Annotated in this window: 16 protein-coding genes; 2 read left to right on the top strand and 14 right to left on the bottom strand. The window is 51.0% G+C overall.

The window, feature by feature from the left end; translation table 11 throughout:
- Positions 1 to 10 precede the first annotated feature (10 nt).
- The gene (locus DXA36_RS13460; RefSeq protein WP_118680021.1) at positions 11 to 394 is read left to right on the top strand and encodes a BlaI/MecI/CopY family transcriptional regulator; all 384 of its coding nucleotides are present in this window, start codon (positions 11 to 13) and stop codon (positions 392 to 394) included.
- Positions 395 to 462: 68 nt separating this feature from the next.
- Here the strand turns inward: DXA36_RS13460 and DXA36_RS13455 are convergent, their stop codons facing one another.
- The 8 genes from DXA36_RS13455 to DXA36_RS13420 all read right to left on the bottom strand — a co-directional run bounded on the left by DXA36_RS13455 (position 463) and on the right by DXA36_RS13420 (position 6,653).
- Positions 463 to 651 (bottom strand): sigma factor-like helix-turn-helix DNA-binding protein, encoded by a 189-nt coding sequence (locus DXA36_RS13455; protein WP_279221548.1) that lies wholly within the window; start codon positions 649 to 651, stop codon positions 463 to 465.
- Positions 652 to 777: 126 nt separating this feature from the next.
- Positions 778 to 999, bottom strand: coding sequence for a protein pyrBI (locus DXA36_RS13450; protein ID WP_118680019.1), 222 nt, complete (start codon positions 997 to 999; stop codon positions 778 to 780).
- Positions 1,000 to 1,296: 297 nt separating this feature from the next.
- Entirely contained in the window at positions 1,297 to 1,944 is a 648-nt protein-coding gene (locus DXA36_RS13445; protein ID WP_118680017.1) for a YkgJ family cysteine cluster protein, read from the bottom strand.
- Between the two features lie 56 nt (positions 1,945 to 2,000).
- Complete coding sequence (locus DXA36_RS13440; protein WP_243114648.1) at positions 2,001 to 3,050, bottom strand: DUF4179 domain-containing protein; 1,050 nt, start codon at positions 3,048 to 3,050, stop codon at positions 2,001 to 2,003.
- Positions 3,041 to 3,604, bottom strand: a complete 564-nt coding sequence (locus tag DXA36_RS13435; RefSeq protein WP_118680015.1) for an RNA polymerase sigma factor — start codon at positions 3,602 to 3,604, stop codon at positions 3,041 to 3,043. The genes DXA36_RS13440 and DXA36_RS13435 overlap by 10 nt, the downstream gene beginning before the upstream one ends.
- A gap of 104 nt (positions 3,605 to 3,708) precedes the next feature.
- Positions 3,709 to 4,227: an acetolactate synthase small subunit gene (gene ilvN / locus DXA36_RS13430; RefSeq protein WP_118680013.1), complete on the bottom strand. Its 519-nt coding sequence runs from the start codon at positions 4,225 to 4,227 to the stop codon at positions 3,709 to 3,711.
- A complete protein-coding gene (gene ilvB / locus DXA36_RS13425) occupies positions 4,224 to 5,951 on the bottom strand; it encodes a biosynthetic-type acetolactate synthase large subunit (RefSeq protein WP_118680011.1) in 1,728 nt (575 codons plus the stop codon). Before ilvB ends, ilvN begins: the two co-directional genes overlap by 4 nt.
- A gap of 126 nt (positions 5,952 to 6,077) precedes the next feature.
- Positions 6,078 to 6,653 (bottom strand): TetR/AcrR family transcriptional regulator, encoded by a 576-nt coding sequence (locus DXA36_RS13420; protein WP_118680009.1) that lies wholly within the window; start codon positions 6,651 to 6,653, stop codon positions 6,078 to 6,080.
- Positions 6,654 to 6,817: 164 nt separating this feature from the next.
- On the opposite strand from DXA36_RS13420, the gene DXA36_RS13415 reads away from it, so the two are divergent.
- Complete coding sequence (locus DXA36_RS13415) at positions 6,818 to 7,492, top strand: hypothetical protein (RefSeq protein ID WP_118680007.1); 675 nt, start codon at positions 6,818 to 6,820, stop codon at positions 7,490 to 7,492.
- On the opposite strand, the gene DXA36_RS13410 is transcribed toward DXA36_RS13415, so the two are convergent.
- The 6 genes from DXA36_RS13410 to DXA36_RS13385 form a co-directional block, all read right to left on the bottom strand.
- Positions 7,413 to 8,765 (bottom strand): MATE family efflux transporter, encoded by a 1,353-nt coding sequence (locus DXA36_RS13410; protein ID WP_118680005.1) that lies wholly within the window; start codon positions 8,763 to 8,765, stop codon positions 7,413 to 7,415. The genes DXA36_RS13415 and DXA36_RS13410 overlap by 80 nt on opposite strands.
- A gap of 191 nt (positions 8,766 to 8,956) precedes the next feature.
- Positions 8,957 to 10,066 carry a glycoside hydrolase family 5 protein gene (locus tag DXA36_RS13405; RefSeq protein ID WP_118680003.1) on the bottom strand — a complete coding sequence of 370 codons (1,110 nt, stop codon included), beginning with the start codon at positions 10,064 to 10,066 and terminating at the stop codon, positions 8,957 to 8,959.
- 17 nt (positions 10,067 to 10,083) lie between these two features.
- On the bottom strand, positions 10,084 to 11,535 hold the full coding sequence (locus DXA36_RS13400; protein WP_118680201.1) for a glycoside hydrolase family 30 protein: 1,452 nt from the start codon (positions 11,533 to 11,535) through the stop codon (positions 10,084 to 10,086).
- A gap of 116 nt (positions 11,536 to 11,651) precedes the next feature.
- Positions 11,652 to 13,211 (bottom strand): ABC transporter substrate-binding protein, encoded by a 1,560-nt coding sequence (locus DXA36_RS13395; RefSeq protein ID WP_118680001.1) that lies wholly within the window; start codon positions 13,209 to 13,211, stop codon positions 11,652 to 11,654.
- A gap of 39 nt (positions 13,212 to 13,250) precedes the next feature.
- Positions 13,251 to 14,168 carry a carbohydrate ABC transporter permease gene (locus DXA36_RS13390; protein ID WP_118679999.1) on the bottom strand — a complete coding sequence of 306 codons (918 nt, stop codon included), beginning with the start codon at positions 14,166 to 14,168 and terminating at the stop codon, positions 13,251 to 13,253.
- 18 nt (positions 14,169 to 14,186) lie between these two features.
- Positions 14,187 to 15,116, bottom strand: coding sequence for an ABC transporter permease (locus DXA36_RS13385; RefSeq protein ID WP_182479067.1), 930 nt, complete (start codon positions 15,114 to 15,116; stop codon positions 14,187 to 14,189).
- Between the last annotated feature and the right edge of the window lie 380 nt (positions 15,117 to 15,496).

Here is a 15,496-nt window from a genome sequence, read left to right as displayed (position 1 = left end):
GAGGTATTTTATGAAGGCTCTCCCACAGATATCGGAAGCGGAATTCCAGGTCATGAAAATCGTATGGGATCATGCGCCCATAAGCACAAACCAGGTGACTGCATATCTGACCCGGACCACCAGATGGAGCCCTAAAACCATACAGACCATGCTGAAACGCCTTGTGCAGAAAAAAGCCCTCACTTATGAAAAGGAGGGCCGGGTATTTATTTACACCCCGCTGGTTGGGCAGGAAGAATACATAAACCAGGAAAGCCATCATTTCCTGCAGCGTTATTTTAACGGCAGCATGACCTCTATGCTGGCCTCTTTTCTGGATGCCGAAACACTTACCCGGCAAGACCTGGAGGAGCTGAAAAATCTGATATCCGCCCGCACATCCGATCCGTCCTGATATATCATCACGGATACCCTGGGGCATTACAGCCGGCGGAGATGGCGGCAGGATTCCCTGGGGGTTATTTAGTCTATATATTCCCTCAGTTCCTTCACACCTCTTCGCTGCCGCAGCCGCTTTATCGCCCTGCCTTCTATCTGCCGTATCCGTTCCCTTGTCACATGATACAGCTTTCCGACCTCTTCCAGCGTCCAGCTGCGGCCATCCACAAAGCCGAAGCGCAAAAGGATCACCGTCTGTTCCCTCTTTGACAGGGTTTCCCTTGAATTACGGCTCTATACCCTTTAACCCGCGAAGATATGCCGTTTCTGCTTTCCATTTCCAAAAAAGCACTCCGGAGCATTGCCGCCTGTTCTGTGCGGCGGCTCCGAAGTGCGGGTTTACTGCTCCAAATATCCGTCCGTTTTATACTGGTTGTATTGTCTCCTGATTTTAACAAGCAGCGCGCCGCCGGGCTGTACCGTCTTTTCCTCAATGACATATTTCGTCCTTTTCATATCCAGCTTTTTGCAGTACATTTCCAGCTCCTGCTCCGGATTTTCCCCGTTCAGGTTATCAAACCTCATTGTCTGCAGCAGACAGGCACTCGTTATCCTTCTCATAAAATTACCTCCTGATCTTTCTTTTTACGTCTGTAACTGTTCCGTATCTTCACAGTTATTACGATATCTTCATTTTAGCATTTTATTTTTGGGAATGTCAGTTTTATTTTTTCTTTTTTGTTATTTTCAGCCAATTGTCCTATATGTACAGCACATCATATTATACATTGTGCACAACTGCGTTATCTTCATCGCAATTCCCGCAGTAAACAACGGGTTTCATGCTCTGCGAGCTATCGTTATGTCCGAAAAAGCCTCCGGCACCGCACATTTCCATGGGGTGCCGGAGGCCGTCTGTCATTCCTTCCGCCGGGCGTAAAACTGTTCATAAAAATCGTCTTTTCCGTTGTAGGGAGTCAGGAAATAAGTCTGCAGCAGCTGCATATTCCGCTGTTTTATCTGCGCCTCGTCCCCTAATGTCTTTATTTCCTCCTGTACCGCTTTGATGAAGTAATGCCAACTGGTGATGAACCGCTCATACTTACGTAGCTCAGGAATGTCCAGCCATTTTTTTATCTTCATCTTTGTCCGGCTCTCCTTCCGGCATTCGTGCACCTGGATAAAATAACGGAAGCCATTATCCTCATAAAGCCTTCCCAAAGGGAACAGACGGCAGATCCCCGGCCGGAAGGAATGGATGCTGCATCTTCCCTGTGTGCTGAGAAAGGGGCAGCCCTCCTGTGCGCCTTCGAGGCACAGATGGGGCAGGATAACCCCGTCGTATACGGCCAGGGCTATCTTCCCCTGACTCAGGAGCTGTTCAAAAGTATGGTGCAGATTTCCCGTGAGCTGCCAGATATCATAGGGATCGAGTACGATAGTATCCCCCATACCATGGCAGCATGCCGAACAGCCGTCACAGTCCCCGCAGCCCAGCCTGACCATATCGTTGGCCTCATATAATTTTCCGTCGGATATCTCATCCAGATTCATATCTCTTTCCATCCCTGCCTCCTCTTTTGTACTGCCGTTACCAGGAATTATATCATATCGGGTCCGATTTACAAAGAGAAGGTTACGCGCCAATAGCCCCGGACGTTTCTGCCAGCTGTATAAAAGCTTCCGTAAAGCTGGCAGCCTTCCAGCTCTTTTCTGGGGATCCGGAAAAGGAATTCCTGGTAATCCACCCGCTTTCCGCCCTCCTTCTCTTCCATAAAAGATATGGTGTAGCGGGAATCCACCCGGTTTCCTTCCCCATCTGTCAAATAGAGAAAACCGTGGGGATCCAAAAGAAGCTTATCCGTTACCGCCAGCTGGATATGGAGCATACCGTCCAGATACCCTGCCGCCGTTATATCGATTTTATCCATTGGGGAATACAGTGTTTCCTGCGGCTGCAGTACCGCCTGGGAAAGGATCTTGCGTTCTTCGTCATCGGAAACGTCCCCCGGATAACTGAAACCTGTTATCTGGGGTTCCTTCACAGTTTCCGTAACACTTCTGTCTGCAAGCGACGCCGGATCCAAATCCAGAAGCATATCCTCCGACGCCGTTTTCCCGCTGATAAATTCCCTGACGGAAAAGGTGATTTTCCCTCCCTCTATAGGTTTTCCGTCCATTCTTGTTATTTCCACCAGGAAAGTGGCCTTTCCGGTTTCTTCCTCAAAGGAAACCCGCCGGCAGCTGCCCACGCTGTCAAAACTTCGTTGTATGGAATAGCTGTCAAATAAATCCGTGGTTTCATCAATCCGCTCCCCTTCCAAATCCTGCATGGATATATATATCCGGGCCGTATCGCCTTCGATGTAGGCCGCCTCCACTTCCATCCGGATTCCGTTATCCTCTCCGGCTTTTTGTACCGGGATAAAGAACTGGGCCGTGGCAGGGGATATCTGATACAGCACCTGGTAAAAGGCTGGGATCTCCGCCGCCAGAAGGGGAATTCCTGTGAGCAGGCAGGAAAGAAGCAGGACTGCTGCAGCCGCCAGTTTCCACAGCCTTCCTCTCCGCATTTTTATCTTCCGCTTCTCCGTCTGTTCCAGGATTTCTTCTATATAAGAGTCGCCCACCTCTCCCAGCGCCTCCCATAACCGTTCCGCCTTCATATCCATATCCCCCTCTCTTCCAGGAATTTCTTCAGCTTTTTGCGGCTTCTTTCCAGGATAACCGCAGCGTGATGCTCGGTAACCCCGCATGCCTTTCCCACCTCCTTCAGGGGCTGCGCAAGCCAGTACCGTCTGAAAAATACCGCTCTCTCCCGTTTCCCCAGACTGTCCAGGAATTTCTCCAGATATCCTGCAAGCTCCTTCATCTCCAGCTGCGCTTCCACCTCCTGCCGAACGGGAGCAGGGATACATCCTTCCAGCTCCTCCAGCAGGCAATTGCAGCGGCAGTCCCTTTTTGCCGCGGTATTGGACCGGTATTTTTTAACCGCCAGATTCCTCGCTATCCTACACACATAGGCGCGCAGCACCCCGGGATGCGCGGGAGGTATACTGTTCCATACGCCCAGATAAGTGTCGTTGAGACATTCCTCCGTGTCCTGTTCGTTTTCCAGAATATTTCCCGCAATTTTCCTGCAGAGTCCGCCATATTTCGCGGCAGTTTCCGCAATCGCCTGTTCGGATCGGCTCCAGAACAGCGCTATAATCTTCTCATCCTCCATTTCCTTCTCCCTCAGCTGCCGGTCCTGTATGTCAGGACGATGTATTGTTTTCCGCCTTCCCTTATTAACTACCCTTTTGTAATACTATATCACACCCGGCACCGTCAATCTTGCGAATTTGTTTCTGTTGAGTATCTGCCGGCTGCCTCCACCGCCACGCTCCCTCCTCTGGCAATCTCGATCCGGCCGGAATAGTCTCGGTTCAGCCTTGCCAGAAGTTCCTCATTCTGCTCCTGCGTCCGCACACTCTCAAGCAGGACACAGGACCGCGTATAGTCCGCAATTGCAGTTCCCGTCACCCGGGATATACGGAACAGATCCGTTATCTCTTCGCCGGAACAGCCGCTGATTTTTACATACATCAGTTCCTTCCGATACACGGCCCGGTCGGTATAATCCACCACTTTAATTACCTCCACACAGCGGTTGAGCTGCTTTTTCACCTGCTCAAAGGTTTTATCGTCCCCGGTAAGGCTGATTGTCATACGGGAAACCTTTTCATCCTCCGTTCTTCCCACGGTCAGGCTTTCCAGATTATATGCTTTGGCGGAGAACAGGCCCGCTATCCGGGCAAGCACCCCTATTTCATTTTCCACAAAAAGACAGATCCATCGTTTTTTCATATCCGCTCCTCCTTCAAAACCATTTCTTCCAGGGCGTTTCCCGGCGGGACAATTGGCATGACATTATCCTCCCGGTCTATGATAAATTCAATGACGGTGGGTATTCCGGCCGTTCGTTTTGCGGCCTGCAGGGCGGGGGCGATTTCCGCTTCCCTTGTCACCCGGATTCCTTTTGCCCCGTAGCTTTCCGCCAGCCGGATAAAATCAGGCGTATAAACGGGACAGTCTTTACCGGGCCGGCTGCAGTCCGCAGGGCAGCTTTTCCGGTAACGCATACAGGTGGAGGAATATCGCTTTCCGTAAAACATCTCCTGCCACTGCCTTACATTTCCCAGATAGCCGTTATTCCATATGCAGATGATGACAGGCAGTTCATATACCACGGCGGTAGCCAGCTCCTGGATGTTCATCTGCATCCCGCCGTCTCCGGTAATAACGACCACATCCGTCCCGGGATTGCCCAGCTTCGCCCCTATCCCGGCAGGAAGGCCGTACCCCATAGTACCAAGGCCGCCGGATGTCAGCAGCTGCTTGTGTCCATCCAGGGCCAGAAACTGCGTGACCCACATCTGGTTCTGCCCCACATCCGCAGCGACAACCGCTTCGGGAAAGGTTTCATTGATATGCCGCATGATGGTCTCCGGGGTCATTCCTTTTTTCTTCCGTTCTATAGGGTGCTGTTTCTTCCATTGCCCAATCTGTTCCCTCCACTCCCCGATTTCCAGAGGACAGGCTCTTTCGGTAAATGCGCGGATCGCCTGCCCCGCATCGGCGACAATAGGGATATCCACGGAAATATTGCGGGATATGGAGGACGGATCGATATCCACGTGGACAATGGAGGCTCCGGGCGCGAAACAATCCGTTCTCCCGGTAATGCGGTCATTGAATCTTGTCCCGATGGAAAAAAGGAGATCACACCGGCTCACAGCCATATTGGCGGCATAAGCGCCGTGGATACCGAGATTTCCGATATATAAAGGATGGCTGGTGGGTATGGACCCTTTTCCCATAATCGTTGTGACTACAGGAACCCCTGTGGTTTCGGCGAGACAGCGCATTTCCTCCCCGGCACGGCTTATGATCACGCCGCCGCCCAGGAGAAAAACCGGCCTTTCCGCCTGCTTCAGTGCTTCCATCGCCCTTCGGATCTGGCCTGTATGTATACAGGCTGGGGATTTACAGCCTCTCACCTTTGCCCGCTCCGGATAACCGGCGCTGCCGTATTCTCTTTGGATATCCTTCGGCAAATCCACCACCACTACCCCCGGCTTTCCGGCTTTTGCTACCCCAAAAGCTTTCTTTATCACTGCGCCCAAATCTTCCCGCTTTCTCACGGTAACCGCATATTTGCATATACTTCTGGTGATTCCCACGATATCCACCTCCTGAAAGGCATCGTTTCCAATCAGGCCGGTGGGTACCTGTCCGGTAAAACAGACGAGCGGGACGCTGTCATAGTTGGCCGTGGCAATGCCTGTTACCAGATTCGTCGCCCCCGGGCCGCTGGTTACCAGGCATACCCCCACTCTGCCGGTAGAACGGGCATATCCGTCCGCAGCATGGATCAGGCCCTGTTCATGCCGCGGCAGGATGACGTCTATTCCGTTGTCCCCATAAAGGGCGTCAAACAAATCAATCGCCTGTCCTCCGGGATAGGCAAACAGGGTAGTCACCCCTTCCGCTTTAAGTGCCTTTACAAATAGTTCCGCTCCCGTTATCATCCTGTCATTCCTCCTTATTCCAGATATAGAAATGCAAGCACTTGCATGCATTGCGGTTATTTTTTTGGCACTGCCTTTGCAGTACCATTTTTCATACCCTTTTACAGCATGTCCAGGGACTTCCGTTTATACGGAAATCCCCCTGATAAACAGATCCACACTCTTTTTGATATACTCCTTTTGCTCCAGTTTTGTAAGTTCCTGATTAAAAGAAGCCTTTAAAAAGGTGAAACCGAAGGTGGAGGAAAAAATAACCATAGCCATACTCTCAAAATCGGCAGGGGCTATTTTCCCCCTTTTTCCCATCTCTTCCAGATATTCCGTAAGCGAAGCCAGAAACGCCTGCGGGATCTGCATGATCAGCGGCGCGGTATCCCCATATAGCTGCGGCGCCCGCAATCCGATGGACAGCCGCACAAAATCCGGCGTTATTCTTTCCATATATGCGGCCAGGAACATCTCCAAATCCGCCCGAAGCTCCCACTGCACCTCCCGGAATATCTCCGGCGTTACATTGGCACGCCATTTCTCCTGGGCGATCCCCTGCATCACAATGTCCTTCTTGTTTTGGAATTTCCGGAACAACGTACATTCATTCACACCGGCCGTCCGGGCTATATCTTTTGTGGTCGTAGCCACATATCCCTGATCACGGATCAGGGTCATCGCTGCGTCAATAATTTTCTGGCTTGTCTCATCCATGCCGCCACCTCCATGCAAGTACTTGCTCTCATTCTATTCCCATATCCCTTCTCTGTCAAGGGCGGAAGTCTGCCACACTTACGGGGCTTGTGCGGACCGGTCCGGCACCGTATACTTGGAATATACGAGTTACACAGCTATGCCGCATAAAAAGGAGGCCTGTCATGAAAAAACGGATTTTTTCTCTCTTCTTCCTTCTTCTCCTGCTGTTTTTCACCGGCTGGAGACAGGAACCCCGTCCCGTCGTCAAAACCTTCGGGCTAACCCCTTCCACAGAAGGGGCGGAAGCTTTTTCCTCGCTGCACAGTTCGTCTGCTGCAGGTTATGGACAGGAGGCCTGTTATAGGGTAACCCCGGCGGCACTGTCTGAAGAATACGGTATCGCCGTCTATAAATATGATTCCTCCTGTGCTTCTTTTCTCCTGTATGAGGATGCCGTATACCCTCTTGGGACATGGTTCGGCGGTTTCGGGGTCACCTCCTTTGCTCTCGCCGATAGGAACCGGGACGGCAGGGAAGAGTTATATTTCACGTTTTCCTGGGGCTCCGGTATGCACCGTTCCCAAATCGGCTATTTTGATACGGCCCAACGGACGGTAACTGTTTTCGACTATTCCAATTATGCAGGTGATATGGTATTAAAAACAGACGGCAAAGGCAGCCTGTATGCCTGCAATGCCGTCTGTGACGCTGCTTCCTTTGTGGATATCCAACTGACCCCTGTCTCAAAGGCCGCATCCGTCGAATGCCGCCTCGGTCTTATTTCTCTGGTTCCGGAAGAGTCCTCTTCCTGGACAGAAGCACAAAATATCCCAGGCACAGAACTATCTGGACAATAGAGGAACAAGGGGTTGCCAGCCCTACCTTAAACAGGGATACCGGCTCCAGCCGGCTCATGAACAGGGACACAGGGATTCTGACACAGAATGCCCCAACGATCCCCTGAACCATTACAAACATCGTTTTCTGGCAGCCATTGAAATATCCTATCATACAGAACATAACGGATACCAGCAGACAGTCAATGGCATACGCCTTCAGATACTCCGCCGCCGCACCGATAACCGCCGTATCCCTGGCAAAAAGCCCCGCCAGCAGATCCCCGTGGAAAAAGGACAGCCAGGCCATGAACACACCTACCCCCAGGGAAAGGCCCACACCGGCCAGCAGCGCCTTTTTGGCCCGCTCCGCTTTCCCCGCCCCCATATTCTGCGCCACAAAGGCGGACATGGACTGGTTAAAGGCCGAAGGCACCAGCATGATAAAGCCGCACAGTTTTTCCGCAACACCTACCCCGGCGGATGGGATCACGCCCAGAGAATTCACAATCGCCGTAATGGCAAGGAAGGAAATGCTTACGAGCAAATCCTGGAACGCGATGGGCAGCCCCAGACGGAATACGCTCCCCATCCTCTTTTTATCGAATGCAATATCCTTCCTGCCGAAGGTAAAAGGAAGCTTCTGCCTCCGGATAATCAGGACGGAGATTATCACGCTCAGGGCCTGGGCACATACCGTGGCAATGGCGGCTCCCGCCGTCGCCATACCGAATACCCCTACCAGCAGGAAATCCCCTGCGATATTAAACACACAAGCAATCGCCACGGTTATCAGCGGCATCCGGGAATCCCCGATCCCACGGAAAATACTCCCGAGCACATTATAAGCCACAATAAAAAGGGAACCAGCCGAACAGATCCGCACATACAGCACGGTCGCGTCAAACGCTTCCGCAGGCGTCTGCATAATCCGGGCAACCGGCACCGCGCAAAGCTCCATCAGGACCGTGATCACAACACCGATAACCGCAAACAGGACCACACTGGCCCCGATAATTTTTCCTGCCTCCTCCGGCTTTCCCTCTCCCAGCTTCCTTCCAAGAAGGACCGTCGTCCCCATGGCTATCCCCACTACAAAGGATGTGATCAGCTGCATCAGCCAGCTGCCCGTGGATACCGCAGACACATCCGCCGCCGTGGCAAACTGTCCTACCACAAGCATATCCACGGCACCGTACATCGTCTGAAGGAACAACGCCGCCAGCACAGGCAGCGCAAACCGGACAAGAGATAAAAGGATATTCCCCTTTGTAAAATTTTGTGTTTCTTTCATTTTTATTTTCCCCTATCTTTTGCAGATTTCCACCAAAGTTTTCCGGGATCAGGCCCTGCCTTCCCCCGTCCCACACAAAAAACCGGACAAGAAGCAAGCATCTTGGCCAGCATCTTATCCGGTTCCCATTTTTCAGCGAATGGTCCACCTCCGATGAACGATGTTATTATATAATGAATCTTTTTCCTTTGTCAATCCCTTCCGTTTTCCAGGTTTCCCGGCAGCCAGCCCTTTTCCACGCATTTCCGGAAGTCCCAGCCCTCCGGTTCGGAAACCAGCTTATAGCTCCAGAAAAAATAGCCGCTGCAGGCCTCCCAGGCCATGAGCTGGGCGTCTCCCACCAGTTTATAGGAAAGCTGCTTTTCCAACTCCGTATAAACCTTATCCGGCTGCAGATTGTGGGAAAGACACCATTCCCCCACAATGACGGGAACGGTCTTTTCCATGGCTTTCAGCTTTTTCACATGTTCCTTCAGGATAGCCCGCATGTAGTCCAGCTCCGAAGTATCTTCGCCGGGAACCCCCATCCCCAGGTACCAGTGTGCATCCAGCACCACATTTGTAAAACCAGCCCTTCGGAAAAAGGGTTCCCAGACTTCAAACCGGAAGCCGTCATGAAACACAATCTTTTTATCCTCCGGCAGAATGCTGCGCAGCATATGATATCCTCTCGTATAAAAATCATATAATACATCCAGTGGGACAAAGGAAGAACCTGCCGCCCTCTCCGGGTTATGGGGAAGGTATTTGTACCGGACCATCTGCCACAGAGGTTCGGAAACCGGCTCATTGAGCAGCTGGATTCCCCACAGAGACGGGTGCCGGCCATAACGCAGTGCCAGCTTTTCCAGCACCCGTAGGAGCCGATCCACCCTTCCTGGATCCTGTGCCCATTTACAGACGCCGCAGATACCGCCGTTGTCAAAGCCATTCTGGCTTTCCGGTGCAGTATGCACATCTATTAAAATAGAAAGTCCCGTTTCTTCCGCCCACGCAAAAGCGCTGTCCAGATATTCCACACAGGGGACATACGGCTCGCAATAAGCCGGATCATCCCCGAATAGAAAGTGCGGGACCGGGATTCGTACCGTGTTAATCCCTTTGCTACTAAGATAGGAAAAGTCCTCCTTCGTAATGTAGGCATCCCTGTGTGCGTTAAGCCGTTTTACCAGTTCTTCCCGGGGAAGCTGTCTGCACAGCTCATCCTCATCCTCCGCGGACGTTCCTTCAAATAATGCCGGATGCATCCACTTTTCAAGCACCAGCCAGTTTCCCAGGTTCACTCCTCTGATTTTATCCATGCAGCGTTCCTCCCGTTTCAGAATACAAAGGTGACAATACTATGGGCAGGGATGGTATATTCCGCAATTTCCTCATGGAAACGCAGCACCGTTTTCTTTTCTTCGCCACAGGGATTCATGGCTACCACGGCCCTGCTGCCGTCCGGGTTGCGGAAAGCACATACCTCCAGCCCCGGTGTATAAACAGAGCTTCCGATTCTCCTGGCGCCTCTTTGGATAAAACGGCTGAAATGGCCGATATAATAATAAGAAGACGCATAATGGATGCTCTTTTCTTCGTGATCGCACAGCACCGGCGATTCTCCGAACCATATCCCTTCTTCCTGCATCAGCTCCCGGAACCGGGGATCCTTCCAGTTGATTTCCAGACCCCGTTCCTTCCGTTTCGCTGTGATGCTTTCCCACCCGAGCTGTTCCTCCAGCCAGTGATCCGGGCCTCCGCTTTCATCCAGAAGCATGTTCCAGTCCGTCCAGGCGCCCACCCAGTTATTCAGATCCCCTATAATATCATGGGCATATGCTTCCCCGGATTCCCAGGGGCGCGTTTCCCTGCCCTTACACTGCTCCGAAGCGATCAGCAGCTTCTCCGGAAACAGGCGGTGCGTCACATCCAGGGCGCCGAAATGGTCGCCGGAATACCAATGTACGGCGATTCCGTCAAAGGCCGCCCTGGCCCGGTCATTGCAGAGGGTTTCCAGGCTGCGGTCCACCACACGCTCTTTGTTGTGATCCCAGAAAAAGATTTTCTTATCCCCCAGCCCCGCCTTTTCATAGGCCGGCTTCAGATAGCCTGTAACAAAATCCCTTTCCTCCCCGGCTTCATAATGGCAGGATTCCCAGCCCTGCTCCGCTTTGGCTTCATTCTGTACGGTGACACCCCATATGGGAATCCCTTCTTCTTCATATGCCTGCAGGTAACGAGCGGTATAACCGGCCCAGGCTTCCCGGCATTCCTTCCTCAGACAGCCGCCCTTATCCATCCTTCCGTTGGTTTTCATCCAGGCGGGCGGACTCCAGGGCGATGCGAACAGCCTCAGATCCGGCGCTTTCCCCTTCGCCGCCAACACCATGGGGATCACGTCCTCCTTATCCCTTTCTATGGAAAAATTTTTCAGTTCATAGTCTTCCGGCGTGTCGTCATAGGAATAGATTTCTGTGGAAAAATCACAGCTGTTGATGGTGAGCCGGCAGAAATTATAACCAAGGCCCTTCTCTTTATCAAAATATGCATCCAGGACCTCCTGCCTCTGCCCGTCGGTCAGGGAGAAGAAATTTACCGCAGATGCCTGTGTAAAGGCTCCTCCAAAACCCATGATTTCCTGGTATTCCACCTGATCATATACGTTCAGTACATGCCCTTCATTCCCGTCATTGCCGGGCATATCCGCTTTCCATTGCAGGTTCTCCTGTTCCCGGAGCCGCACATCGTTTTCCATAGCTGTCAGATATACTTTGATTGTATGTTCCATGATACCCCCTTTTCTCCGGCTGCGGCCGGAACCCCCTTTTTCCGCAGATGCCTTACTCCCCTTCGCTTCTGTCCGGAAAGGGCGGCGGAAAAGCATCTCCGCCGCCTGTTTTTTTATCAGCCAAGTCCTGCCACATAGGCATCCAGCTGCTGCTGCAGAACCTCACGTACCTTTTCTATGCCGGCTGCTTCCATCTTTTCCTGGTATTCCTTCAGTCCGCTTACCGGGTCCGTATACCCCAGCTCCAGAGGCCACCAATACTGCTGATGAACGTTCTGGCAGGCCGCGTACTCCGTTTCAATGGAGGAAGTATCCAGTACGAAGGAACGGTATTTCTGGCTTCCCACGCCGTCCTTGATATACGCGTCCCATTCTTTTTTCAGTTCCACCGTACGATCCGGTGTCCCGATACCGTTGCGGTTCAGTTCGGTGGTACGTGCCGCCCACATTGCGGAGGCCGCGTAGTTGTCGGGATCCAGGGTTTTCACTTCTCCTTTGTCGTTCAGTTCATAGGAAACGTCCTGGATTCCATAGAAAAAGGCATCGAAGGCTTCCCTGTCTGTGGTGATGAGATCCCAGAGCGCCAATGCCCGCTCGGGATGCTTGGAAGTGTTGGAAATAACCATGGCATCCTGGGTAAAAGCCATATTGGAAACATCCTTTACCAGATTCGCATAGTCAAAGCTGTAATCCGGTTTATCAATGACCAGACCGGTAAAGGTATCCACGTTGTGAACCTTCAGAGATGCTTTCCCGTTCTTCGTTTTTTCCGTATCGGTATCGGAAAGGGCGGATTTGCTGAAGAAGCCCTTCTGATTCCAGCGGTTCATCATTTCCAGGAATTCCGGTGTTTTATCATACTCATAATAGGTAAAAAGCTTGGGATTGTCTTCCATGGGGTCTATGAAAAGGAAATCATTGGACGATCCCTTTATGGAATACATGCCGTTGTTCCACATGAACAAATCGTCCATTTCCGAACCGGCGGAGTTTACGTCATAAGGCTCAAATTCCGGACGGTTGGCTTTAACCAGATCCATATACTCTTCCATATCCTCAAAGGTTTCCATCTTACCGTCCCAGTCCACGCCGTCCAGGATATCGGTACGGTACATGGGACCGTATGCGGAGTAGGTCGCAAGCAGTGTGGGAACACAGTAGTAATGGCCGTCGATAGTCGCCTGCTGTTTGGCTGTCTCAGACTGCATCGCAAAGTTTTCAGGTGCATAGGAAGGCCACAGCTCATCCAGGTTCATGAATGCACCCTTTTGTGCCAGGGCCGCAAAATTCAGCCAGGTAGCGGCATAGGCCATATCAAAGGATTCTCCTGATGAGAACAGGAGCGGATATTTATTGGGATATTCCGCCCAGCCGATATAGTTGATTTTCAGCGTACAGTTCAGCTTTTCTTTAAATATCTTGTTCATGTTATCCGTCAGCTCCTGCTGTTTGGCAGGTTCGTTGCTGACCACATACATCACCAGTTCCACTTCCTCCGAAGTATCCAGCCCTGCTGTCCCCGGAGCTTCCGTCTGTACGGCAGTATCCGCCGTTGCGCTGTCGGTGCTGCCGCCGGAGCTGCCGGAACCGGAACCGCCGCTTCCGCAGCCGGCGAGCAGGGTACCAACCATTGCTGCCGTGAGCAGCACAGAAATCCATTTAGAAGCTTTTTTCATGAAATAACCCTCCTTTTTTTGTGTATCGTTTTACCGGACTCATCCTTTGACGGATCCGATTGTGACACCTTTGACAAAATATTTCTGTACAAATGGATACAGCAGGATGATAGGGCCGGTGGCTACCACAGCCATCGCCAGCTTCAGGGTATTGGACGGCAGGCTTTCCACCCGTATTCCCGCCTGACTGGCAATCCGGGCCAGTGCCTGTGTCTGCTGAAGCAAATCATAGAGCATATATTGAAGCGGATATTTTTCCGACGTGTTCAGGTAAAGCATGGCATTGTACCAGTCATTCCAATAGCCCAGCGCCATAAACAGGCCGATGGTTGCCAGTCCCGATTTGAGAAGAGGCAGGACTATCTGCATGAAAGTGCGGAACTCCCCCGCCCCGTCAATCTTGGCCGACTCCACCAGGGCAATGGGGATAGCCGCCACAAAGCTTCTCATAATAAGCAGGTAAAAGATGTTCACCATCCCCGGCAGGATTAATGCGAGCAGGTTATCCTTCAGATGCAGGTACTGGATATAAAAAATGTAGGTGCTCACCATTCCGCCGTTAAACAGGGTGGTAAAATAAAAGAAGAAAGAAATGGCATTACGGTATTTGAAATCTTTCCTGCTGATAACATAAGCTGCCATTGTGGTGATGAAAAGTCCCAGGGCCGTACCGATGAGCGTAATCGAAATAGATACGCCGTAGGCACGGGCAATTTTCTGGGGATACTTAAATACGATGCGATAGGCTTCCAGGGTAAATTCCTTGGGAAGCAGCCCATAACCGGTAAACCGGATGGCCTGTTCGGAAGAAAAGGAGCCGGAAATCAACATAATAAAAGGCAATAAGCACACCAGCGCCACCAGTCCCACCAGAAGATAGCCGATCACATTGAAAACAATGGCGGCGGTACCCATTTTTACCCGTTTGGATTCATAAACCTGTTTGTTTGCTGCCATAACCGTTCCCTCCTCCCTTTAGAACAACGCATAATCTTCATCAATTTTCTTAACAACCGTATTTACCAGCATGATGATAATAAAGCAGAGAATGGACTGATAGAAGGTTGCCGCTGCCGTCATACCCAGATTGGAATTCTGCATCAGGGAACGGAACACATAGGTATCAATTACGTCCGTGGCATTATACAACTGCCCGTTATTGCCGACTATCTGGTAAAACATCTCGAAATCGCCCCGGAGGATCCTTCCCACCTGCAGAAGCAGCATGGTGATAACCGTAGGCTTGATGCAGGGCAGTGTGATATACCAGATACGCTGGAAAATATTGGCGCCGTCTATCTGGGCCGCCTCATAGCATTCCCCGTCAATACCGGTGATCGCCGCGATATAAATAATGGAATTGTAACCGCACCATTTCCAGGCATTAAAGCAGCAGATGATGATAGGCCATACCCAGGGCATGGAATATACATTCACCTTTTCCATTCCAAGGGAAACGAGCCAGCCGTTCATAAGCCCGGTCTCATAGTTGAATATGTTATAGACAAAGGCCCCTACAATAACCCAGGAAATAAAATAAGGGAAGAAAATAACCGATTGGGTGATTTTTTTATAGTACTTTCCCTGCATTTCCGAAATGATAATTGCCAGCACGATTGCCAGGCCCTGTGAAGTGATCAGATTCAGCAGATTATACAGAATTGTGTTTTTGGTAATCAGCCAGCCTGTGCCGGAAGAAAACAGATAACGGAAGTTTTCCATTCCATTCCAGTCGCTGCCGAATACCCCTTTGTCAAACCGGTAATTCTTAAATGCCAGTATCAGCCCCGACATGGGAAGATAGGACAATACCAGCACCAGGAGCACCGCCGGCAGAACCATAAGGAATAAAGCCCTGTTCTTCTTTATTTCGTGGCCAAAGTTAGTAAACCGCTCTTTCACCATTCCCTCTCCCTTCTTTTCCGTGGAAGGCTATGCTTCCATGGAATGCTATGCTTCCATGGAATGCTTCGCTTCCATACATTGTCTTGATACCACAATTGTACATTTCCAGGAAAGGAATTGAAATATGACAAAACTGAGATTTACCGGATTATTTTACGCATTATGTGCAGTTTGTATATTTTGTTTGCTATTTATCACTTTAAATGCGCATTTTAATATTTGTTCTTTGTTCGCATTCATTATAATGTATATTTCCGCAGATACATAAGACAATTTCTCTTCTTTTTTACCCATAGATGATTTCCGTAAAAATGGTTTCGGTACTTACCCGGCACTTTCCCGGATTTAGGTACCGTACAGCAGGGCAAGGGCGCGGCACC

The organism is Eisenbergiella sp. OF01-20, assembly GCF_003478085.1.
Taxonomy (GTDB): domain Bacteria; phylum Bacillota; class Clostridia; order Lachnospirales; family Lachnospiraceae; genus Eisenbergiella.
This window is presented reverse-complemented; position numbering and strand designations above follow the sequence as displayed.